Annotated in this window: 20 protein-coding genes; 12 read left to right on the top strand and 8 right to left on the bottom strand. The window is 48.6% G+C overall.

The genetic code is table 11. The features are described from left to right. Positions 1-10 precede the first annotated feature (10 nt). Positions 11-1,456 carry a phosphoglucosamine mutase gene (glmM, locus tag D082_RS12935; RefSeq protein ID WP_028947243.1) on the bottom strand — a complete coding sequence of 482 codons (1,446 nt, stop codon included), beginning with the start codon at positions 1,454-1,456 and terminating at the stop codon, positions 11-13. A gap of 167 nt (positions 1,457-1,623) precedes the next feature. On the opposite strand from glmM, the gene D082_RS12930 reads away from it, so the two are divergent. From D082_RS12930 to D082_RS12920, 3 genes are all read left to right on the top strand, one after another. Then, complete coding sequence (locus tag D082_RS12930; protein WP_028947244.1) at positions 1,624-1,851, top strand: ferredoxin family protein; 228 nt, start codon at positions 1,624-1,626, stop codon at positions 1,849-1,851. A gap of 100 nt (positions 1,852-1,951) precedes the next feature. Further along, entirely contained in the window at positions 1,952-2,674 is a 723-nt protein-coding gene (locus tag D082_RS12925; RefSeq protein ID WP_028947245.1) for an ABC transporter ATP-binding protein, read from the top strand. Between the two features lie 150 nt (positions 2,675-2,824). Further along, a complete protein-coding gene (locus tag D082_RS12920) occupies positions 2,825-3,769 on the top strand; it encodes a bifunctional riboflavin kinase/FAD synthetase (RefSeq protein ID WP_028947246.1) in 945 nt (314 codons plus the stop codon). Between the two features lie 157 nt (positions 3,770-3,926). Here the strand turns inward: D082_RS12920 and D082_RS19430 are convergent, their stop codons facing one another. Both D082_RS19430 and D082_RS12915 read right to left on the bottom strand, forming a co-directional pair. Continuing rightward, on the bottom strand, positions 3,927-4,139 hold the full coding sequence (locus D082_RS19430; protein ID WP_081857662.1) for a Uma2 family endonuclease: 213 nt from the start codon (positions 4,137-4,139) through the stop codon (positions 3,927-3,929). A gap of 401 nt (positions 4,140-4,540) precedes the next feature. Then, positions 4,541-5,248, bottom strand: coding sequence for a precorrin-2 C(20)-methyltransferase (locus tag D082_RS12915; RefSeq protein WP_028947247.1), 708 nt, complete (start codon positions 5,246-5,248; stop codon positions 4,541-4,543). A 100-nt stretch (positions 5,249-5,348) separates the two neighbouring features. Between D082_RS12915 and grrP the strand changes: the two genes are divergently transcribed. From grrP to grrM, 6 genes are all read left to right on the top strand, one after another. Next, a complete protein-coding gene (gene grrP / locus D082_RS12910) occupies positions 5,349-6,242 on the top strand; it encodes an extracellular substrate binding-like orphan protein GrrP (RefSeq protein ID WP_028947248.1) in 894 nt (297 codons plus the stop codon). Positions 6,243-6,356: 114 nt separating this feature from the next. Next, positions 6,357-6,770, top strand: coding sequence for a GrrA/OscA1 family cyclophane-containing rSAM-modified RiPP (gene grrA / locus D082_RS12905; RefSeq protein ID WP_028947249.1), 414 nt, complete (start codon positions 6,357-6,359; stop codon positions 6,768-6,770). A 59-nt stretch (positions 6,771-6,829) separates the two neighbouring features. After that, positions 6,830-7,264, top strand: a complete 435-nt coding sequence (gene grrA, locus D082_RS12900) for a GrrA/OscA1 family cyclophane-containing rSAM-modified RiPP (RefSeq protein ID WP_028947250.1) — start codon at positions 6,830-6,832, stop codon at positions 7,262-7,264. 46 nt (positions 7,265-7,310) lie between these two features. Further along, positions 7,311-7,454: a hypothetical protein gene (locus D082_RS19110; protein ID WP_238546728.1), complete on the top strand. Its 144-nt coding sequence runs from the start codon at positions 7,311-7,313 to the stop codon at positions 7,452-7,454. Further along, a complete protein-coding gene (locus tag D082_RS12895) occupies positions 7,454-7,822 on the top strand; it encodes a hypothetical protein (RefSeq protein ID WP_238546727.1) in 369 nt (122 codons plus the stop codon). The genes D082_RS19110 and D082_RS12895 overlap by 1 nt, the downstream gene beginning before the upstream one ends. A gap of 51 nt (positions 7,823-7,873) precedes the next feature. Beyond that, positions 7,874-9,061 carry a cyclophane-forming radical SAM/SPASM peptide maturase GrrM/OscB gene (gene grrM / locus D082_RS12890; protein ID WP_028947251.1) on the top strand — a complete coding sequence of 396 codons (1,188 nt, stop codon included), beginning with the start codon at positions 7,874-7,876 and terminating at the stop codon, positions 9,059-9,061. Positions 9,062-9,084: 23 nt separating this feature from the next. Here grrM and D082_RS12885 read toward each other — a convergent pair whose 3' ends face one another. Beyond that, positions 9,085-9,897: a HEAT repeat domain-containing protein gene (locus tag D082_RS12885; protein ID WP_038530931.1), complete on the bottom strand. Its 813-nt coding sequence runs from the start codon at positions 9,895-9,897 to the stop codon at positions 9,085-9,087. 70 nt (positions 9,898-9,967) lie between these two features. Next, positions 9,968-10,792, bottom strand: coding sequence for a fumarylacetoacetate hydrolase family protein (locus tag D082_RS12880; RefSeq protein ID WP_028947253.1), 825 nt, complete (start codon positions 10,790-10,792; stop codon positions 9,968-9,970). 304 nt (positions 10,793-11,096) lie between these two features. Here D082_RS12880 and rpsF point away from each other — a divergent pair, with 304 nt between their 5' ends. After that, positions 11,097-11,438 (top strand): 30S ribosomal protein S6, encoded by a 342-nt coding sequence (rpsF, locus tag D082_RS12875; RefSeq protein ID WP_028947254.1) that lies wholly within the window; start codon positions 11,097-11,099, stop codon positions 11,436-11,438. Between the two features lie 27 nt (positions 11,439-11,465). Here the strand turns inward: rpsF and D082_RS12870 are convergent, their stop codons facing one another. Next, on the bottom strand, positions 11,466-11,939 hold the full coding sequence (locus D082_RS12870; protein ID WP_028947255.1) for a hydrogenase maturation protease: 474 nt from the start codon (positions 11,937-11,939) through the stop codon (positions 11,466-11,468). Positions 11,940-12,045: 106 nt separating this feature from the next. On the opposite strand from D082_RS12870, the gene clpS reads away from it, so the two are divergent. After that, positions 12,046-12,342 carry an ATP-dependent Clp protease adapter ClpS gene (clpS, locus tag D082_RS12865; RefSeq protein WP_028947256.1) on the top strand — a complete coding sequence of 99 codons (297 nt, stop codon included), beginning with the start codon at positions 12,046-12,048 and terminating at the stop codon, positions 12,340-12,342. A 122-nt stretch (positions 12,343-12,464) separates the two neighbouring features. On the opposite strand, the gene D082_RS12860 is transcribed toward clpS, so the two are convergent. Together D082_RS12860 and D082_RS12855 are read right to left on the bottom strand one after the other, a co-directional pair. After that, positions 12,465-13,103: an exopolysaccharide biosynthesis protein gene (locus tag D082_RS12860; RefSeq protein ID WP_028947257.1), complete on the bottom strand. Its 639-nt coding sequence runs from the start codon at positions 13,101-13,103 to the stop codon at positions 12,465-12,467. A gap of 77 nt (positions 13,104-13,180) precedes the next feature. Then, a complete protein-coding gene (locus tag D082_RS12855; protein WP_028947258.1) occupies positions 13,181-14,242 on the bottom strand; it encodes a D-alanine--D-alanine ligase family protein in 1,062 nt (353 codons plus the stop codon). 136 nt (positions 14,243-14,378) lie between these two features. Here D082_RS12855 and D082_RS12850 point away from each other — a divergent pair, with 136 nt between their 5' ends. Further along, complete coding sequence (locus tag D082_RS12850) at positions 14,379-15,353, top strand: ABC transporter permease (RefSeq protein ID WP_038531676.1); 975 nt, start codon at positions 14,379-14,381, stop codon at positions 15,351-15,353. Positions 15,354-15,508: the final 155 nt, after the last annotated feature.

The following is a 15,508-nucleotide window of genomic DNA, read 5'->3' as shown; positions in this document are numbered from 1 at the left end:
CTGAGGCACGTTAGTTTTCCTCCAAGTGGCATCGCACAGCGGCCGTAAGTTTGTCTGACCAATGGACCGCTGTTGTAGCACAGGACGCTTCCACCATGACCCGAATTAGTGGTTCTGTGCCGGAAGCCCGGACTAAAATTCTCCCTGCGCTTCCCATGGCCGCCTCCGCCGTGGCGATCGCCTGCTGTAGAGATTCACATTCTTGCCAGTGTAAACGAAGCTCCCGGTCCAGTACTCTGACGTTACGAAGAATTTGGGGATAGGGTTGGAAACTTTCTTCCAGCAGTTCCCCCAGGGATAAACCAGATTGTTTGACTAAGGCAGTGAGATGGAGGGCCGCTTGTAAACCATCCCCGGAATAGCTGTGGTGGTGACAAATAATGTGCCCCGACTGTTCTCCCCCCAGCATGGCCCCGGTTTCCCACATTTGGGCTTGGACGTTTTGGTCCCCCACCGCTGTGCGGATTAACTTGCCTCCCAATTTTTCCCACGCTCGCTCAAAGGCCAGATTGGCCATAACGGTGCCGACAATTAAGTTATCGGGCAAATGATTACTTTTTTGAAGAGTTTTGCCCCATAGGAAGAGGATATAATCCCCATCCACCGGCTGACCCTGGGCATCCACCGCCATTACCCGGTCGGCATCGCCGTCAAAGGCAAAACCTAAATCTGCCCCGGCTTCCTGCACCGCTTTTTGTAAACCATGTAGGTGGGTAGAACCGCAGTCCACATTAATCTGACTGCCATCGGCTAAATGATGCAGGGCGATGACCTCAGCTCCTAAACTGCGGAAAATATGGGGAGCCAAGTTAACCGATGCGCCCCAGGCCAGATCCAACACCACTTTCAAACCGTGAAAATCTATGGGTTGGGGCAAACTACTCAGCAAAAAATCCTGGTAGTGCTGAACCTGTTGGGGTTGGCCATAGCTCCTTCCCCATTTGCTTGTGTTAATTGTCCAAGTCTGGTGTTGTCCCCGTAGACCGGCTTCGATCGCCATGGCGAGGGATTTGGGCAATTTCAATCCCTGTTCGTCAAAAAACTTAATGCCATTATCCTCCGGCGGATTATGGCTAGCGGAAATCATAATGCCCCCGATCGCCGCTGTTTTTCTGGTTAAATAAGCCACGCAGGGAGTAGGACAAAGTCCCAACTGCCACACTTCTACCCCGGCACTATTCAAACCGGCAGCCATGGCATTGGCAAGCATATCGCTGGAAAGACGAGAATCCTGGCCGATAATCACTGGGCCGGCCCCATTGGCCTGTTGCTTCAACACCTGACCTGCCCAAAAGCCTAACGATAAAGCCAAAGGTGCTGTGAGCAATTCCCCTGCTTTACCCCGGATGCCATCGGTGCCAAATAAGGGCGATCGGGGCAGACCCAGACCGAATTCCCCCCCTGTTGAAGGCAAAGGCAAATCTAAACCACGACTGTGGATGGGGGACACAACCATCTTGACTTTTCCTCACACAATACTTCCTCCCAGGATAACTGGTCAGGGAAAATTTCCGATCAATCCCCGTTGTTTCGATTGCCTCAGGGGTTGAACGTCCGCTAACCTTAGAGATGTGACAATTTGTAAAAATTCCCCAACTTTTGAAATTTTGACCCTGGCGAAATATGCCCCATACCATTGTTACGGAAACCTGTGAAGGCGTGGCCGACTGTGTCGAGGCCTGCCCTGTTGCCTGCATCCACCCTGGAGAAGGGAAAAACACCATTGGCACCGACTGGTACTGGATTGATTTTGCCACCTGCATTGATTGCGGCATTTGCCTCCAAGTTTGCCCAGTGGAAGGGGCTATTCTGCCAGAAGAACGTCCCGACCTGCAAAAAACTCCCGCGTAGTTTTAGTTAGGGGTGACTTAACTCCCTTAAACCGGTTTGAATATGGCCAAACTGACTAATCCTGCTAACCAAAGCTGACCAACTTTTTCCACTGCTCTCTATGTCTGACCTCCTTATTGTCAAGGATGTTTTCGCCGGTTATGTGGCTGATGTACCTATCTTGCAGGGCATCAATTTTTCCATTGCTGCGGGGGAGTTGGTAACAGTCATCGGCCCCAACGGAGCAGGAAAATCCACCCTAGCGAAGACTATTTTTGGTTTACTAACCCCTAGTGAAGGAGAAATCATTTTTAAAGGGGAGAATATTGCTGGGCTAAGTTCTGACCAGATTGTACGCCGGGGAATGTGCTACGTACCCCAGGTTTGCAACGTGTTTGGCAGTTTAACGGTGGCGGAAAATTTAGATATGGGAGCTTTTTTGCACCATGGCCCTACCCAGGTTCTAAAGGATCGCATCTACACCATGTTTCCCAAATTGGCCCAACGACGTAACCAAAGGGCCGGTACTTTATCTGGGGGGGAACGACAAATGTTGGCCATGGGTCGGGCTTTAATGCTAGACCCGGATTTGTTGTTATTGGATGAGCCCTCCGCCGCCCTGTCACCTATTTTAGTGAAGGATGTGTTTGCCCAAATCAAGGCCATTAACTCTACGGGAAAAGCAATTATTTTAGTGGAGCAAAATGCCAAGCAAGCTCTGATGATGGCTGATCGGGGTTATGTGCTAGAAAATGGCAAGGACAAATTGGAAGGGTCAGGTCAAAGTTTGCTTGATGACCCTTTGGTGGGGGAACTCTATTTAGGAGCGGCGTACCACTCTTAAAACGGCGGCTGACTGTCGTATTTTTTTACCTATACTTGATTGATAATTGATCCCAATCTGGTCGTCAAAGTTAAACTTTTTGTCCCACCACTGCTCAATATCTGATCCGAATCCGACCCGATTATAGCTATTTATTAACTGCCGACCACTTTGCGTATTCTTTCTGCCACCAATGCTTTACAGACCCCAACGGCGATCGCCCTGGGGAATTTCGATGGGGTCCATCGGGGCCATGGGGTGGTGTTGCGCCAGGTGATGAACTTTGCCCAGGCAGTGGAACATCCATTACATTCAGCGGTGGTAAGTTTTAATCCCCATCCCCGCAGTTTTTTTAGCGGCCGTACCCAACCTTTACTAACGCCCCTACCGGAAAAAGCAGAACAATTAACAGTAATCGGCATTGAGCAATTAGTTTTATTACCCTTCACAGAAAAATTAGCCAACCTTAGCCCGAGGGAATTTGTCCAATCTATTCTAGTGGAGCAGTTGCAAGCTAAATTTATCAGCGTAGGCGAGGATTTTTGTTTTGGTTATCAACGTCAAGGCAATGTCCAGGATTTGGCAAGGCTCGGCCAGGAATTTGGCATCACAGTGGCGATCGCTGAGTTGGAACAAACCGATACGGAAAGAATTAGTAGTTCTCGTATTCGCAAAGCGTTAAAAGAAGGTCAACTGGCCACAGCTAATAATTTACTGGGGCGACCCTATGGTCTGCGGGGGACAGTAGTGCAGGGGCAACAATTGGGGCGAAAACTTGGTTTTCCCACTGCTAATCTTTGTTTGCCCGAAGATAAGCTTTGGCCCAAATATGGGGTCTACGCCGGTTCGGTGAGTTTAGATTGCCTTGAAGTCCCCATCCCAGCGGTGATTAACATTGGGGATCGCCCCACAGTCAATGGTCGAGAGCCCTCGGCAGAAGTACATCTTTTGCAATGGTCGGGGGATTTGTATGGCCAGGGGTTGGAGGCGGCATTGCTCCACTATCTCCGGCCAGAAACAAAGTTTGCTAATTTAGATGAATTAAAAAATCAGATCAGTCGAGATTGCCAACGGGCAGAGGAATTACTCCATCTAGAAAAAGTTATTAGCCTTTGATGGGGAAGTTTAGCTAAGAAAACATCGCTGCTTCGTAAATATCCGCCATGGTCACCACCAAATTTAAGATTGGCGATCGGAATCGTGGATTGGAGGTCTTCATTAGTCAGATAAAGCCAAATACCGTCATGATTTTACAGTGCTTTTCAACTTACGATTAGGATTGTTCTACTAACCAGTATTCCCGGAAACCAGTGACGGAAAGATATGCTCTAAATTTTTCACCCCGGCCATACTCAGATGTGAATGGGGAAAGAACTTCTACAATCAAAGTTGGATTCAAGACTGTATCAGTACGACTTTCATAAAATTTGGCTTCCTCTCGGATCACAAATAGATTTGGGTAAGTATAGCGATTGGTTTCCGGTATTCAGACCCGTAGATCGCTGACAAAACTTTTGCTTTTTGTGGCTTTAAGGCGATTCCCAAAAACGCACAGAAATTGATAACTATTTGATTGTCGTTAAAAGATCCACCAGCCACAGAAATAATAGTTCCGTTGCAGTATCCATGCCTTTGTTCAGCTTTTTACTTTAGAGCTAAATGTTCCGCAGGACTGTATAACTTATAGTTGATTTAATTGAAAGTAAGACACTAACCAGAGCTAAAAGCTTCTTTGGTAAAGACCTTAGCAGTCTCAATCTTACTTTGATTAACCATAGAGGTAAAATCAACAGTAGTGGCAGGCATAACTTAAGTTTGTAGACTGGTTATCAATCGGGACAGAGTAAAAGGTTGATTATCAATGGAGAACCACTCCAAGCATACGTGTTAATTCTGCTTGATCAATACCAGGGAAAAATAGGACAGCGATAATTGGGGATAATTAGTTAAAGGATGATAAATTTTCTCTTCGGTAGTAGAGATTTTTTCTAACACCCAAGCACGGTTTAAAAGTTTTCTATCTGCTAGGATTTGCCACACCTGTTCATATACTAACCGGACTTTCATCAACACCACTACCTCAGCCCAATCGAGCGTTTTCTCCAGTTCTTCTGGGCAATATAGTGCCGGCAAAATCGCTAACTTTTCCTCTTGGCAAGTCAATGGTAAACCGAGAGTGGAAGCCCCAGCAAAGGGGGAACTAACCCCGGCAACATAGTTAACTTTCAATTGGGGATGATTGGTTTTCAGGGTTTGGGCAAGGTAGGTAAAGGTGCTGTAAAAACTGATATCCCCTTCACAGGCAAAGGCCACATCCCAACCTTTTTCCAAATAAAGCCAAACTTCCGCCGCTGCTTCTTGCCAAGCCTGCTCTAAAATTTCCGTTGTTTGCACATAGGGAAACTGTAGGGGCAGGGTAATTTGTTCGGTGTTTAGGTAGGAATGAATAATTTTTTCGGCGATTCCCGATCGCCCTTGTAAACCGGCTGGAAAAGCTACCACGGGGCAGGATTGTAAAATTTTTAATCCCTTGAGGGTGATTAATTCCGGATCGCCGGGGCCCACACTAACGCCGTGGAGAATACCAAAAGTCATGGCAAATTATTGTGACAATGTTTGTAATAGTTCTTTACTTTACCGAGGTGAAAGCCGGTCTATATTAGACTGGACGCAAACTTTTCGGTTAATTAATGTCATGTTGAAGCAGTTGTCCGCCACCTTCATTGGACTGTTACTAGCTACGGTGGGAGCCCAGGCGGCGATCGCCGAAACGGTAATGGAAAAAATTATCCGTACAGGGAACCTAACCATCGGGGCCAACCTGGATAATGTCCCCTTTTCCTACATCAACGAAAACAACGAGGTGGTGGGTTACTCCATTGACATTGCTGATCGTATCCGGGAGGAAGTGGGCAAAGAATTAGGCCGGGATGTGGTTTTGCAGATCGTCGAAGTGCAGGATATGAGCGATGCCTTACCAAAGGTTAAAGCCGGAGAGCTAGACATTGTCTGTGACACTGCCTTTACCTGGGAAAGGGACCGCTATGTGGATTTTACCGTTAGCTATGCAGTGGCGGGCATTCAACTGTTAGTTCCCAATGACACCCCCATCAATTCCCGCGAAACACTGATGGGGCGGAGGGTCGCCGTAGTACCCAACACCATTGTGGAGGATGCAATCAAGGTTATCCAAGACGACATTGAGGTGGTCCCCGTCACCAGTGTGCGTGCCGGCATGGAAGCGTTGAAGAAAGGTACTGTGGATGCCGTGGCTGGGGATGGCATTCAAATGGGAGGACTGCGGCAGGTTTTGGATATGCCCAACACCAAAGTTATTCCTCAACCGGCGGAAATTAGGTATGGCGTTGGCTGTATGGTACAGGAAAATAATTCTGGCTTTTTGCGCCTGGCCAATCGGGCCCTGGTGCGGCTAGCGGAGGGTTATATTCACGGTGACCCGGAGGATGTGGCCATTGTCGACAAATGGATTGGCAGCGAAGGACTTGTGCCCGCAGACAACGATAAGCTACGGCAATTTTTCAATTACCTAGTGGTTACCCATGAGCAGGTGATGGAGCCCCAAAAATAGCCGCTGGTAAAATCATTGGGCCAAAGGTGCTTTAGGTTAATGTTCTAAAGTATATTTAGCTTCCTTTGAACCCTATTTCTCTTCCCATTCCCTTTGTCGATTTAGGTATTTCCCATGAACTCAAACCAACTTGGCTGGACTGCTTTTCTTGTGGCGATCGCCGGGATGACATCCCCTCCAACCCAGGCTGCCACCACCGACCACCATGGGCTAGGACAAAATACCACCATTGAGTCCCGTATTGCCCGTATCCATTCCACCCTTCAGAACACCACTGATAATGGAGAGAACAATAATCCGGCGGAAAATACTTCCCAGGCACCCCAAAACCCCATGCAGGTGGCGATCGGTTGGGGGAATGGCCGAGGTGGCGGTACATTTGTCAACCTAGGTAGAGGGGGCTGGGGCAATGGCCGAGGCGGCGGTGGCTTCGGCAATATCAATCCTTGGCGCAACGGCTGGGGCGATCGGGGAGGCTTTTACAATCGTCGTTGGCCTGATGGAGGCGGCTTCATCAACCGTTGGTAAGGCTTATCATTGAGATCTGTCCTTTGCCCTATTACCTCATTAATCTGGGAGCAATATCCATGGCTATCAATAATCGCTCTAGCTGGACGGCATTTGTAATTGCCCTAACGGCGGTGGGAACAGTGGCCGAACCCGGCAATGCCCTGAGAACTAACCCCCAGAATGCCCTTTCGACCCGGTTAAACAACCTCAGCTCAGCTTTACAGCAGAGGGCTAATCAAATGCCCCAACAGGAAACCCCCGTCAATCGGGTCGACCTACAGGCTGGTTTTGCCAATGGTGGCGGCGGTGGTGGTTTCGGTAATGCCCGTCGGGGAGGATGGGCCGATGGTTCTGGAGGTGGTGGCTTTGCCAATGTAGGGCGAGGTGGTTGGGGCGATGGTAATAGTGGAGGTGGTTTCGTCAATGTCAATAATCCCTGGGGCAATGGTTGGGGGGATGCCGGCGGTTTTGTTAACCGTGGTGGTGGCGGCGGTTTTGTTAATCGCTGGTAATTTTTGGCAAGGATGGAACTAATTCGGAGGCCGAGGAAAAGTAAAGTTGTCGTTTTCTTGTACTCCTGTGGTTGGCCAGGCGGTGGTGGTGATGACTCTAGCCATGGTTGTTTGCCAGTTGGTCCGAGTGGAACCCAGTTTTGCCGCCCCCGCAAACACCACTGACAAGGATTTTGGTGATCTGATCTGATGCAGGGTTTCCCCGAATGTCAGCTTGAAGGGATTTACATTGCCCCTTGGGCAGATATTGATCGCCCAAAACATCAGTTTTTTGATCGTCTTTTACCCAACAAAATTGAAGATGATTTTGCTTACTATCAAATTGAAACTAACTACTATGACCTTCCCGTTTCAGCAATGATGATTCCCGCCGGTACCTGGGGCGTTTATTTCGTCACATTTAACGTTCCCATAGAAATTTCCCGGGAGCGACTAAAACAAATATTTGGTTCTAATTTTGAAAAAACTGAAGCATCAGAGTTGGGATTAGCGCCACAATTAATTCCGGACCCAACCAATGCCCAAAGGTCAATCTGGGTCTGCACCGCCCCCATTTAGCACCCATTTAATTGTCATTACCCCCTACCCGTCCAACTTTGGTGACTGTTTATGCAAAGCTTAGTCAAACAAACCCAAACCATCCCTTCCGCCATAGACATCACTAAATTTGGGCCCACCAATTTAATTATTATCCAACCTACTTCCTATTGCAATCTAGACTGTGATTACTGTTATTTACCCGATCGCCATTTAAAAAACCATTTACCTTTGGCGCTTTTAGAGCCAATCATGCAGGCAATTTTTGCTAGTCCTTTCACCACCAGTAACTTTAGTTTGTGTTGGCATGCGGGGGAACCATTGGCCGCTGGGCTAGAATTTTACCGTCAAGCCTTTGCCCAGATTGAAGCCTACGGGGAAAAGTATAATCACCGCCAACTCTGGTTTGATCATTCTTTTCAGAGCAATGGTATTTTAGTTAACCAAGCTTGGTGTGATTTATTTAAACAATATCCTGTCCATGTAGGTATTAGTTTGGACGGCCCAGCTTTTCTCCACGATAAACACCGTAAAACCAGAACTGGTCGAGGTAGCCATGCTGCCACCATGCGGGGCATTGAATGGTTGCAAAAAAATGATATTTGTCATAGTGTCATTGCTGTTTTAACCGAGGAATCCTTGGATTATCCCGACGAGATTTTCCATTTTTTCCGGGATCATAACCTGTTGGATGTGGGTTTTAATATGGAGGAAACAGAAGGCATTAATACAGAATCGTCTCTTAATAAGCAAGGCACTTTGCAAAGATATCGACAATTCCTGGAAAGATTTTGGCAATTGGCCAGTGCCAGTGAACCGGAATTTAGGGTGAGAGAATTTGAATCTTTATGTAGTTTGATCTACACCGAAGATAGATTAGACCACACCGATATGAATCGTCCCTTTGCCATTGTTAGTATTGACCACCGGGGTAATTTTTCCACTTTTGATCCAGAATTATTAGCCATTAAAACTCCCCAGTATGGTGATTTTATTTTTGGTAATGTCTTAACGGATTCCTTTGAATCTGTCTGTCAAACGGAAAAGTTTCAGTCTATTTATCGGGATATGACCGAGGGGGTAGAAAAATGTCGCCAAACCTGTGATTACTTTGGCCTATGTGGCGGCGGTGCTGGTAGTAATAAATTTTGGGAAAATGGTAGTTTCAACTCCACCGAAACCCTAGCCTGTCGTTTTCGCATTCAACAGGTGGCGGAGGTGGTAATTGGAGCTTTGGAAGAGTCCCTAGGGTTAACTTAAAAATTATCCAAAACCCAGTATTCTTAGAGCAAACTATCCATTAAAGTTAAAATTTCTACACTGGCTGGGGTTAAGCTTTCTGAGTCAGAACGCCCTTGCCGATAACTTGACCACAAATCCCGTAAAGCAATTAACTTCAAACTGTTTTCCGCAAAGGTTTTGGCGATCGCCTGGGCACCGGGTAAATAACCAGTGGCCCCTAAATCCATCATGGCGGAACGGCGTAATTGCAGGTCTGTGCCTCCTAGGGCGCTGATGAGGCGATCACCGTAGTAATGCTCCCCCGTCAGTTGGAATAGGGCCCGGGCAGCAGCGTATTGAACTTTGGCGGAAAAATGCTCTAAAAATGGCTCAATTTGTCCAATGGCAGGGGTGGCCTGGAGAGTGCCAAGGGCTTCAATGATCGCTTCGTAGGGTTGGGCCAAATGGGGCTTACCCTCCACAAGTTGGGCCGCTTCCAGTCCCCCTCTTAATTTGGCCATCAGGGGTTCGATGGCCCGATTATCCCCCAAACCCTCCAAGGCCTGGGCCGCTGACTCCCGCACATAGTAATCGTCACAGTCCAATGCTTTGATCAAAGCTGGCACCACCTGGCGATCGCCTAATTTTCCCAAGGCTTTGGCCGCATTCCGTCGTAGGGGATAACCACCGTCCGGGGAGCGATCAGTCTCATCTTCCAGGGCTACTAACAAAGCAGCAATGGTTTCCGGCTGGGCAGCGCGAAAACGACCAATCCACCAGGCCGCATAGTAACGGGCACTGGCATCTTCTGTTTGCTGCAGATTGGCGATCGCCTGGTCGAGGGTATAGGCAGGGTTAAGGTTGGGTTCACTCATGGGCAGAGAAAAATCTTCGGTCAACACAGAACATCAACGGCCGGCAGTAATCAACCATCTAATTAACTATTCAACTATCTACTTGTAATTCCACCGCTTCCGGTAATTCTGGGGCAGGTGGGGTGGGCGCAACGATTATGTTAGTCAAATTGCCAATGCCCTCAATTTCCACATCCACTTTATCCCCCACCTGGAGGGAACTAATGCCTTCCGGGGTGCCGGTCAAAATCACGTCCCCGGGGTAGAGGGTCATCACCTGGGAAATGTAGCTCACCAACACGGGGGGAGTAAACACCATATCGCTGATAGCCGTAGCTTGCCGGGGAGTCTCCTCATCGTTGACGGTGGTTTGCAAATGGGCCTCGGGGTCAATCTGACGCACCACCCAGGGCCCCAGGGGACAAAAACCATCAAAGCCCTTAGCCCTCGTCCACTGGGAATCCTGCCGCTGTAAATCCCTGGCCGTAATATCGTTAGCAATGGTGTAGCCCCAAATAGCCCCAACCGCTTCTTCTTCGCTAATGTTTTTCACCTGTTTGCCGATAATGACTGCCAACTCCCCTTCGTAGTCCACCCGTTGGGACTGGGGCGGGTAAACGATCTCTTCCTGGTCAGCGGCGATCGCCGAAGGGGGTTTGAAAAATAACAGGGGTTCCGCTGGCACGTCATTGCCCAGTTCCGCCGCATGGGCCCGGTAATTGCGCCCCACCGCCACAATTTTGGAGGGTTCACAGGGGGCGAGTAAACGATAATCCCCTTCACTGATGGCAATATCCAAGGCTTGGCCCCCCAACCAAGGTGCCGCGCTTAACAAAATTACACTGTGATCCAATTGGAACAAACCGTAATGGACAGTGCCGGCATTAGCCTGGATACGAACGTAACGTTGGACCATGGTGGTGTCAAAAAAAGTTATTAGGGGGACGGCAAACCATCCAATATTGCCCAAAGTTTAGAGTCAGAGGGATATTGCAGTCCATGAACCGGCTTTTGGTAAAGGCTCAACTATGGGATTAACCTCTAGCTCCCCGGCCACCCTAACGAGTATGATAAAAGATCCTTGCTTTTACTCAAACTTTGGTGTCAGCTAGTCATGGTTTTAGGCGGTAACAATGTCTTCAATGGCGAATGAACTAGCCCAAACAATCATGGTTGCTACGCCTGCCCGAGTTTAAGCCCTAAAGTCCATAAGGAGTCATGTGCTTGTGAATAGTTACGAACTGATGGTAATTCTCCGCCCCGACCTTAACGAAGAACGGGTGAGCCAAGAAGTTACCAAATACCAAGAATTCTTAACCAACAATGCCGCCGAGGAAGTATCGGTGAAGGTGTGGGGTAAACGCCGTCTAGCTTACCAAATCCGTCGCTTTAACGATGGCATTTACGTTTTATTCAATTTCAATGGCGATGGTCAGCAGATTGCTTTAATTGAACGGGATATGCGTCTTAACGATAATGTGATGCGCTTTTTGAGCATTAAACTCACCCCCGAAAAGCCGGAAAAAGAGAAAAAAGCCAAAGCTGTGGCCGTAGAAGCTTAATCCTTTGGTTTTCAATTTCCCCCGACCCTAAATCTCCCCCAGCGCCAATGGGCGAATTTTGGTTAAAGCTTCCGCCTGGGCCTCTGCGGTCAGGGGGGACAGTGTTTCTCCATAGTCAAAGGCAAACGCGGGAATGAGTACCCACCACGCTTCCACTCCGGCCCCATAGAGAATTTTAGCCAGGGCAATTAACTCCCAAGGGCTTCCCCGATGTCCCAGTTGTCCTGACAATTGCTCCGGTGTTGGTAGGTGTAGCGCCTTGAGTTCCACTGTAGGTGAATCTTGATTCTCATGGCACTGGGCATCAATGAAAATTACCCGGTCCACGGCGGCGATCGCCTCGGCCAATTCTGGGGTGAGTTGATGGGTGGAAATAACCCGACAATGGGGCCAGTTTTGCTGATCAATTTCTTCGGCTAGGTAACGCCCCACGCCGTCGTCCCCCCGTAGGGTGTTGCCGTAACCAATGATTAAAGTGGACTTGGTGGATTCGCCTGCCATTCAATTTTTGTCAACCCACTGGGGTAATTTGGGGAAACCGACTAAGACCTGATTAGGGTATCAGGATAAAATTTGGCCATAATCTTCAGCAACCGGATTGACTATCGTGATTAGTAACGCCGCCACTAGCACCCCCGATCGCCTAACTAGCACAGTCCGCAAAACCTATCCCAACTTTAAGATAATTGTCCTCAACGACGATTTCAACACGTTTCAGCATGTCTCCGATTGTTTGCTTAAATATATCCCCGGTATGACCGGCGATCGGGCTTGGGAATTAACTAATCAAGTGCACTTTGACGGCCTAGCCATTGTTTGGGTGGGCCCCCAGGAACAAGCGGAGTTATACCATCAGCAACTACGGCGGGAGGGCTTGACCATGGCTCCGTTGGAAAAGGCTTAAAAACTTATCTGGAAACTAGGTTTGGGCAGGAAGATCTACAAAAGTTGGCCCCGATTTAGTAAAAGTCTAGCTAGGAAGTCTTTTTAGGCAAGACTATACAAAAAACCTCTCAGATTAAGGGTTTAAGCTCCACCAAACTGGATTTTGAGCCAATCTTTGAGAATGTCAATGATGGTGATGCCACCGTTGAAGAAAACGTAAATGACCGACACCATTAATACCCCGATTAGAACAGAAAAAAGCATCCCCGCCCCGGTGATCAAACCATCATCTTCTTGTAAACCAAAGCCAGTGATAAAAATGGTCATGGCTGGGAGGGTATTGGTCCCGGGAATGGGAATCATCATGGAAATGGCCATGGAGCCAACGGTAATGCCCATGAGCACTTTGCCTAGCCGACTTTGACAAACGAAGGGGAAACGGGGGTGGGCGATCGCCTCTAGCCTTTTCAACCACGGCAGACCAGCTTTGACAATGCCTTGTGCATTACTGGTTTTAATGGTTTTGCTTTGCCAGGAAAGGGGGAGCCACAACTGCTCACGACCGGCCATCAGTTGAATTGCCACCAAAAAAATTAAAACTCCGAAGGGGGTGGAATAACCAGGGGCCGGCAGGGGCAGAGCAGAGGGAAGGGACAGAATGACCAGGACAATGCCAAAAATTTTCTCCTTGGCGATCGCCAAAACCTGAGCCAGATTCACCGTTGGGCCACGGTCTTCCTTAAAAAAGTAATCCTGCAATTCCTGGGACAAACGGGCCATACTGATGGGGGGTAAAGCTTTTAGGGTGAAAAATTTCTTTGTTTAGCGAAGACTATAGATTAACCAAGAACTATTGTTTAGTGGCTAGGGCGGGCATGGTACGCCACCGCCAGCTGTAATAGTCGATCCACTAAGCTAGGAAATTCTACCCCAGAAGCTCGCCACAGTTCGGGATACATACTAAAAGAGGTAAAACCAGGCAGGGTGTTAATTTCGTTGATGACAATATGCCCCGTAGCGGGTTGATAGAAAAAGTCCAATCGGCCTAAGCCAGCGGCGTCAATGGCTTTAAAGGCTTGGATTGCCATGGTCTGAATTTTACTCACCACTTCCCCGGGCAGATCGGCGGGAATATGCATTTGGGAGCGGCCATCGGTGTATTTAGTTTCATAGTCGTAAAAGTCACTGTCATAGGTGATTTCCCCCACCACCGAGGCTTGGGGGTTTTCATTACCCAGCACCGCACACTCCACTTCTCGAATATCCGCTAAACCAGCTTCGACAATAATGCGGCGGTCATAACTGGCGGCGTTATCCAGGGCCACTTCCAGTTCGCTCCGATTGCGTACTTTGGCAATGCCGACGGAGGAACCCAAATTAGCTGGCTTAACAAAACAGGGATAGCCCACCTGGGCTTCGATTTGGTCACATAGGGCCGGAAAGACACAGGGATTAGACCAAATTTCTCCCCGCTCTACTCCCATGTAATTAACCTGGGGCAACCCCGCCTGCTCAAAGACCATTTTCATAGCTAGCTTATCCATGCCCACACAGGAGCCCAGCACTCCACTGCCCACATAGGGTACCTGCATCAAACTAAATAGCCCCTGTACTGTGCCATCTTCGCCGTTGGGGCCGTGCAAAATTGGGAACCACACTTCCATTTGGGCCGCTTCGGGGGGAAACTGCCATCTTTGTTCGGCTGTAACGGGCTGGTCCCCTGAGGGGATTCCTTGGTCCAAGACCTGTTGAGAGACTTCTGGCCCCAGCCAAACACCATTTTTTTGAATGTAAAAAGGGGTTACTTGGTATTTTGTTTGGTTATCACCGCTGGCCAGGGCTTTGGCGATCGCCTGGGCGGATTTGATCGAGACTTCATGCTCCCCAGAACACCCACCAAATAACAGCCCCACACGCATGGCAATCCCCTGAAAAATTAAGCTTAGATTGATTTATTCCGCATAGCCTATCACAAAAGTCTAAGCTGTCAGTGACAGAAAAAATTCCCCTTTTTGTGCTTAATTGAACCGGCGCTCTCCCTTGTTGTCTATGCCCATGCCCCCTTTGCCCCCCGCCATTGGTCTTATCTGTAAACGTTTGGCGATCGCCGTCGTTACTCTGTTGGGGATTAGCTTAGTGATTTTTAGTTTGCTGGCCCTTGCTCCGGGCAATCCGCTGGGAGAATTGGCCACCAATCCATCTATTTCCCAGGAGGTGCGGGACAACTTACGCCGTAGTTTGGGTTTAGACCAACCGTTGCCCATCCGTTATCTAAAATGGCTATGGAGCCTTCTACAGGGAGATTTGGGCTATTCCTTCACCAGCCGTAGTCCGGTGATTGATTTGATTGGCCAACGATTACCCACTACCCTCTGGTTAATGGGCACCGCTTACCTTATCAGTTTGGCGATCGCCATTCCTTTGGGCATAATAGCGGCGGTGTATCGGGGACAGTGGTGGGAGCCCGTGATCAGTGGCATCAGTTTAATGGGCTTTTCCCTACCTACTTTTTTAACAGGGCTATTATTTATCCTCATTTTTAGCGTGCAACTAAGGTGGTTACCCTTCATCTACGACAGCACTTTGGCGGTAAATAGCGTGGCCAGCTTGGGGGAACAAATCCGCCAACTATTGATGCCGGTGGCGGTGTTGGTCTTTTATCAATCGGCGGTAATTCTCCGGTTTGTACGCTCAGCGGTCTTGGAAGAATTACCCCAAAATTACATCCGCACTGCCTACGCTAAGGGTTTAGGCACCTGGGGAATGCTAAAAAATCACCTGTTAAAAAATGCTTCTCTGCCCCTGATCACCCTCATGGCCCTGGATGTACCCACCATTTTTACGGGAGCCCTAGTGACGGAGCAGGTTTTCCGGGTGCCCGGCATTGGAGCGTTGCTAATTGAATCCATTTACCGTAGTGATACCCCCGTAGTGATGGCGGTTACCTTTTTATATGCAATGTTAATCGTCTTTTTCAGTGGCCTAGCGGATTTAATTTACCAATTGGTGGATCCCCGCATTCGTTGGTGAGCGCAATTTTCGGGGGTCAATATTCCCTTGGGTAACCCCCACTGGTGAATCGAGGGTAGAGTTGAGCCGTGGAAATCCAGCCTGGATTTGCTAGCCCTGCCATTGTTAGCCCGACGGAAAAGGGCTATAAATCAAAGGTGAACCCTTAATATTCT

This window comes from Synechocystis sp. PCC 6714, assembly GCF_000478825.2.
Taxonomy (GTDB): Bacteria; Cyanobacteriota; Cyanobacteriia; order Cyanobacteriales; family Microcystaceae; genus Synechocystis.
The sequence above is the reverse complement of the archived record's forward strand: the minus strand, read 5'-3'. Positions and strand labels throughout refer to the sequence as shown.

Excerpts from the sequence above, each read along its gene's own strand:
- D082_RS12885 (WP_038530931.1), bottom strand. The coding sequence starts at position 9,897 with ATGAGTGAACCCAACCTTAACCCTGCCTATACCCTCGACCAGGCGATC.
- D082_RS12880 (WP_028947253.1), bottom strand. The coding sequence starts at position 10,792 with ATGGTCCAACGTTACGTTCGTATCCAGGCTAATGCCGGCACTGTCCAT.
- D082_RS12850 (WP_038531676.1), top strand. The coding sequence starts at position 14,379 with ATGCCCCCTTTGCCCCCCGCCATTGGTCTTATCTGTAAACGTTTGGCG.
- D082_RS12925 (WP_028947245.1), top strand. The coding sequence starts at position 1,952 with ATGTCTGACCTCCTTATTGTCAAGGATGTTTTCGCCGGTTATGTGGCT.
- D082_RS12860 (WP_028947257.1), bottom strand. The coding sequence starts at position 13,103 with ATGGCCCGTTTGTCCCAGGAATTGCAGGATTACTTTTTTAAGGAAGAC.
- glmM (WP_028947243.1), bottom strand. The coding sequence starts at position 1,456 with ATGGTTGTGTCCCCCATCCACAGTCGTGGTTTAGATTTGCCTTTGCCT.
- grrP (WP_028947248.1), top strand. The coding sequence starts at position 5,349 with ATGTTGAAGCAGTTGTCCGCCACCTTCATTGGACTGTTACTAGCTACG.
- D082_RS12930 (WP_028947244.1), top strand. The coding sequence starts at position 1,624 with ATGCCCCATACCATTGTTACGGAAACCTGTGAAGGCGTGGCCGACTGT.
- D082_RS12870 (WP_028947255.1), bottom strand. The coding sequence starts at position 11,939 with ATGGCAGGCGAATCCACCAAGTCCACTTTAATCATTGGTTACGGCAAC.
- grrM (WP_028947251.1), top strand. The coding sequence starts at position 7,874 with ATGCAAAGCTTAGTCAAACAAACCCAAACCATCCCTTCCGCCATAGAC.
- grrA (WP_028947250.1), top strand. The coding sequence starts at position 6,830 with ATGGCTATCAATAATCGCTCTAGCTGGACGGCATTTGTAATTGCCCTA.
- grrA (WP_028947249.1), top strand. The coding sequence starts at position 6,357 with ATGAACTCAAACCAACTTGGCTGGACTGCTTTTCTTGTGGCGATCGCC.
- D082_RS12895 (WP_238546727.1), top strand. The coding sequence starts at position 7,454 with ATGCAGGGTTTCCCCGAATGTCAGCTTGAAGGGATTTACATTGCCCCT.
- D082_RS12915 (WP_028947247.1), bottom strand. The coding sequence starts at position 5,248 with ATGACTTTTGGTATTCTCCACGGCGTTAGTGTGGGCCCCGGCGATCCG.
- D082_RS12855 (WP_028947258.1), bottom strand. The coding sequence starts at position 14,242 with ATGCGTGTGGGGCTGTTATTTGGTGGGTGTTCTGGGGAGCATGAAGTC.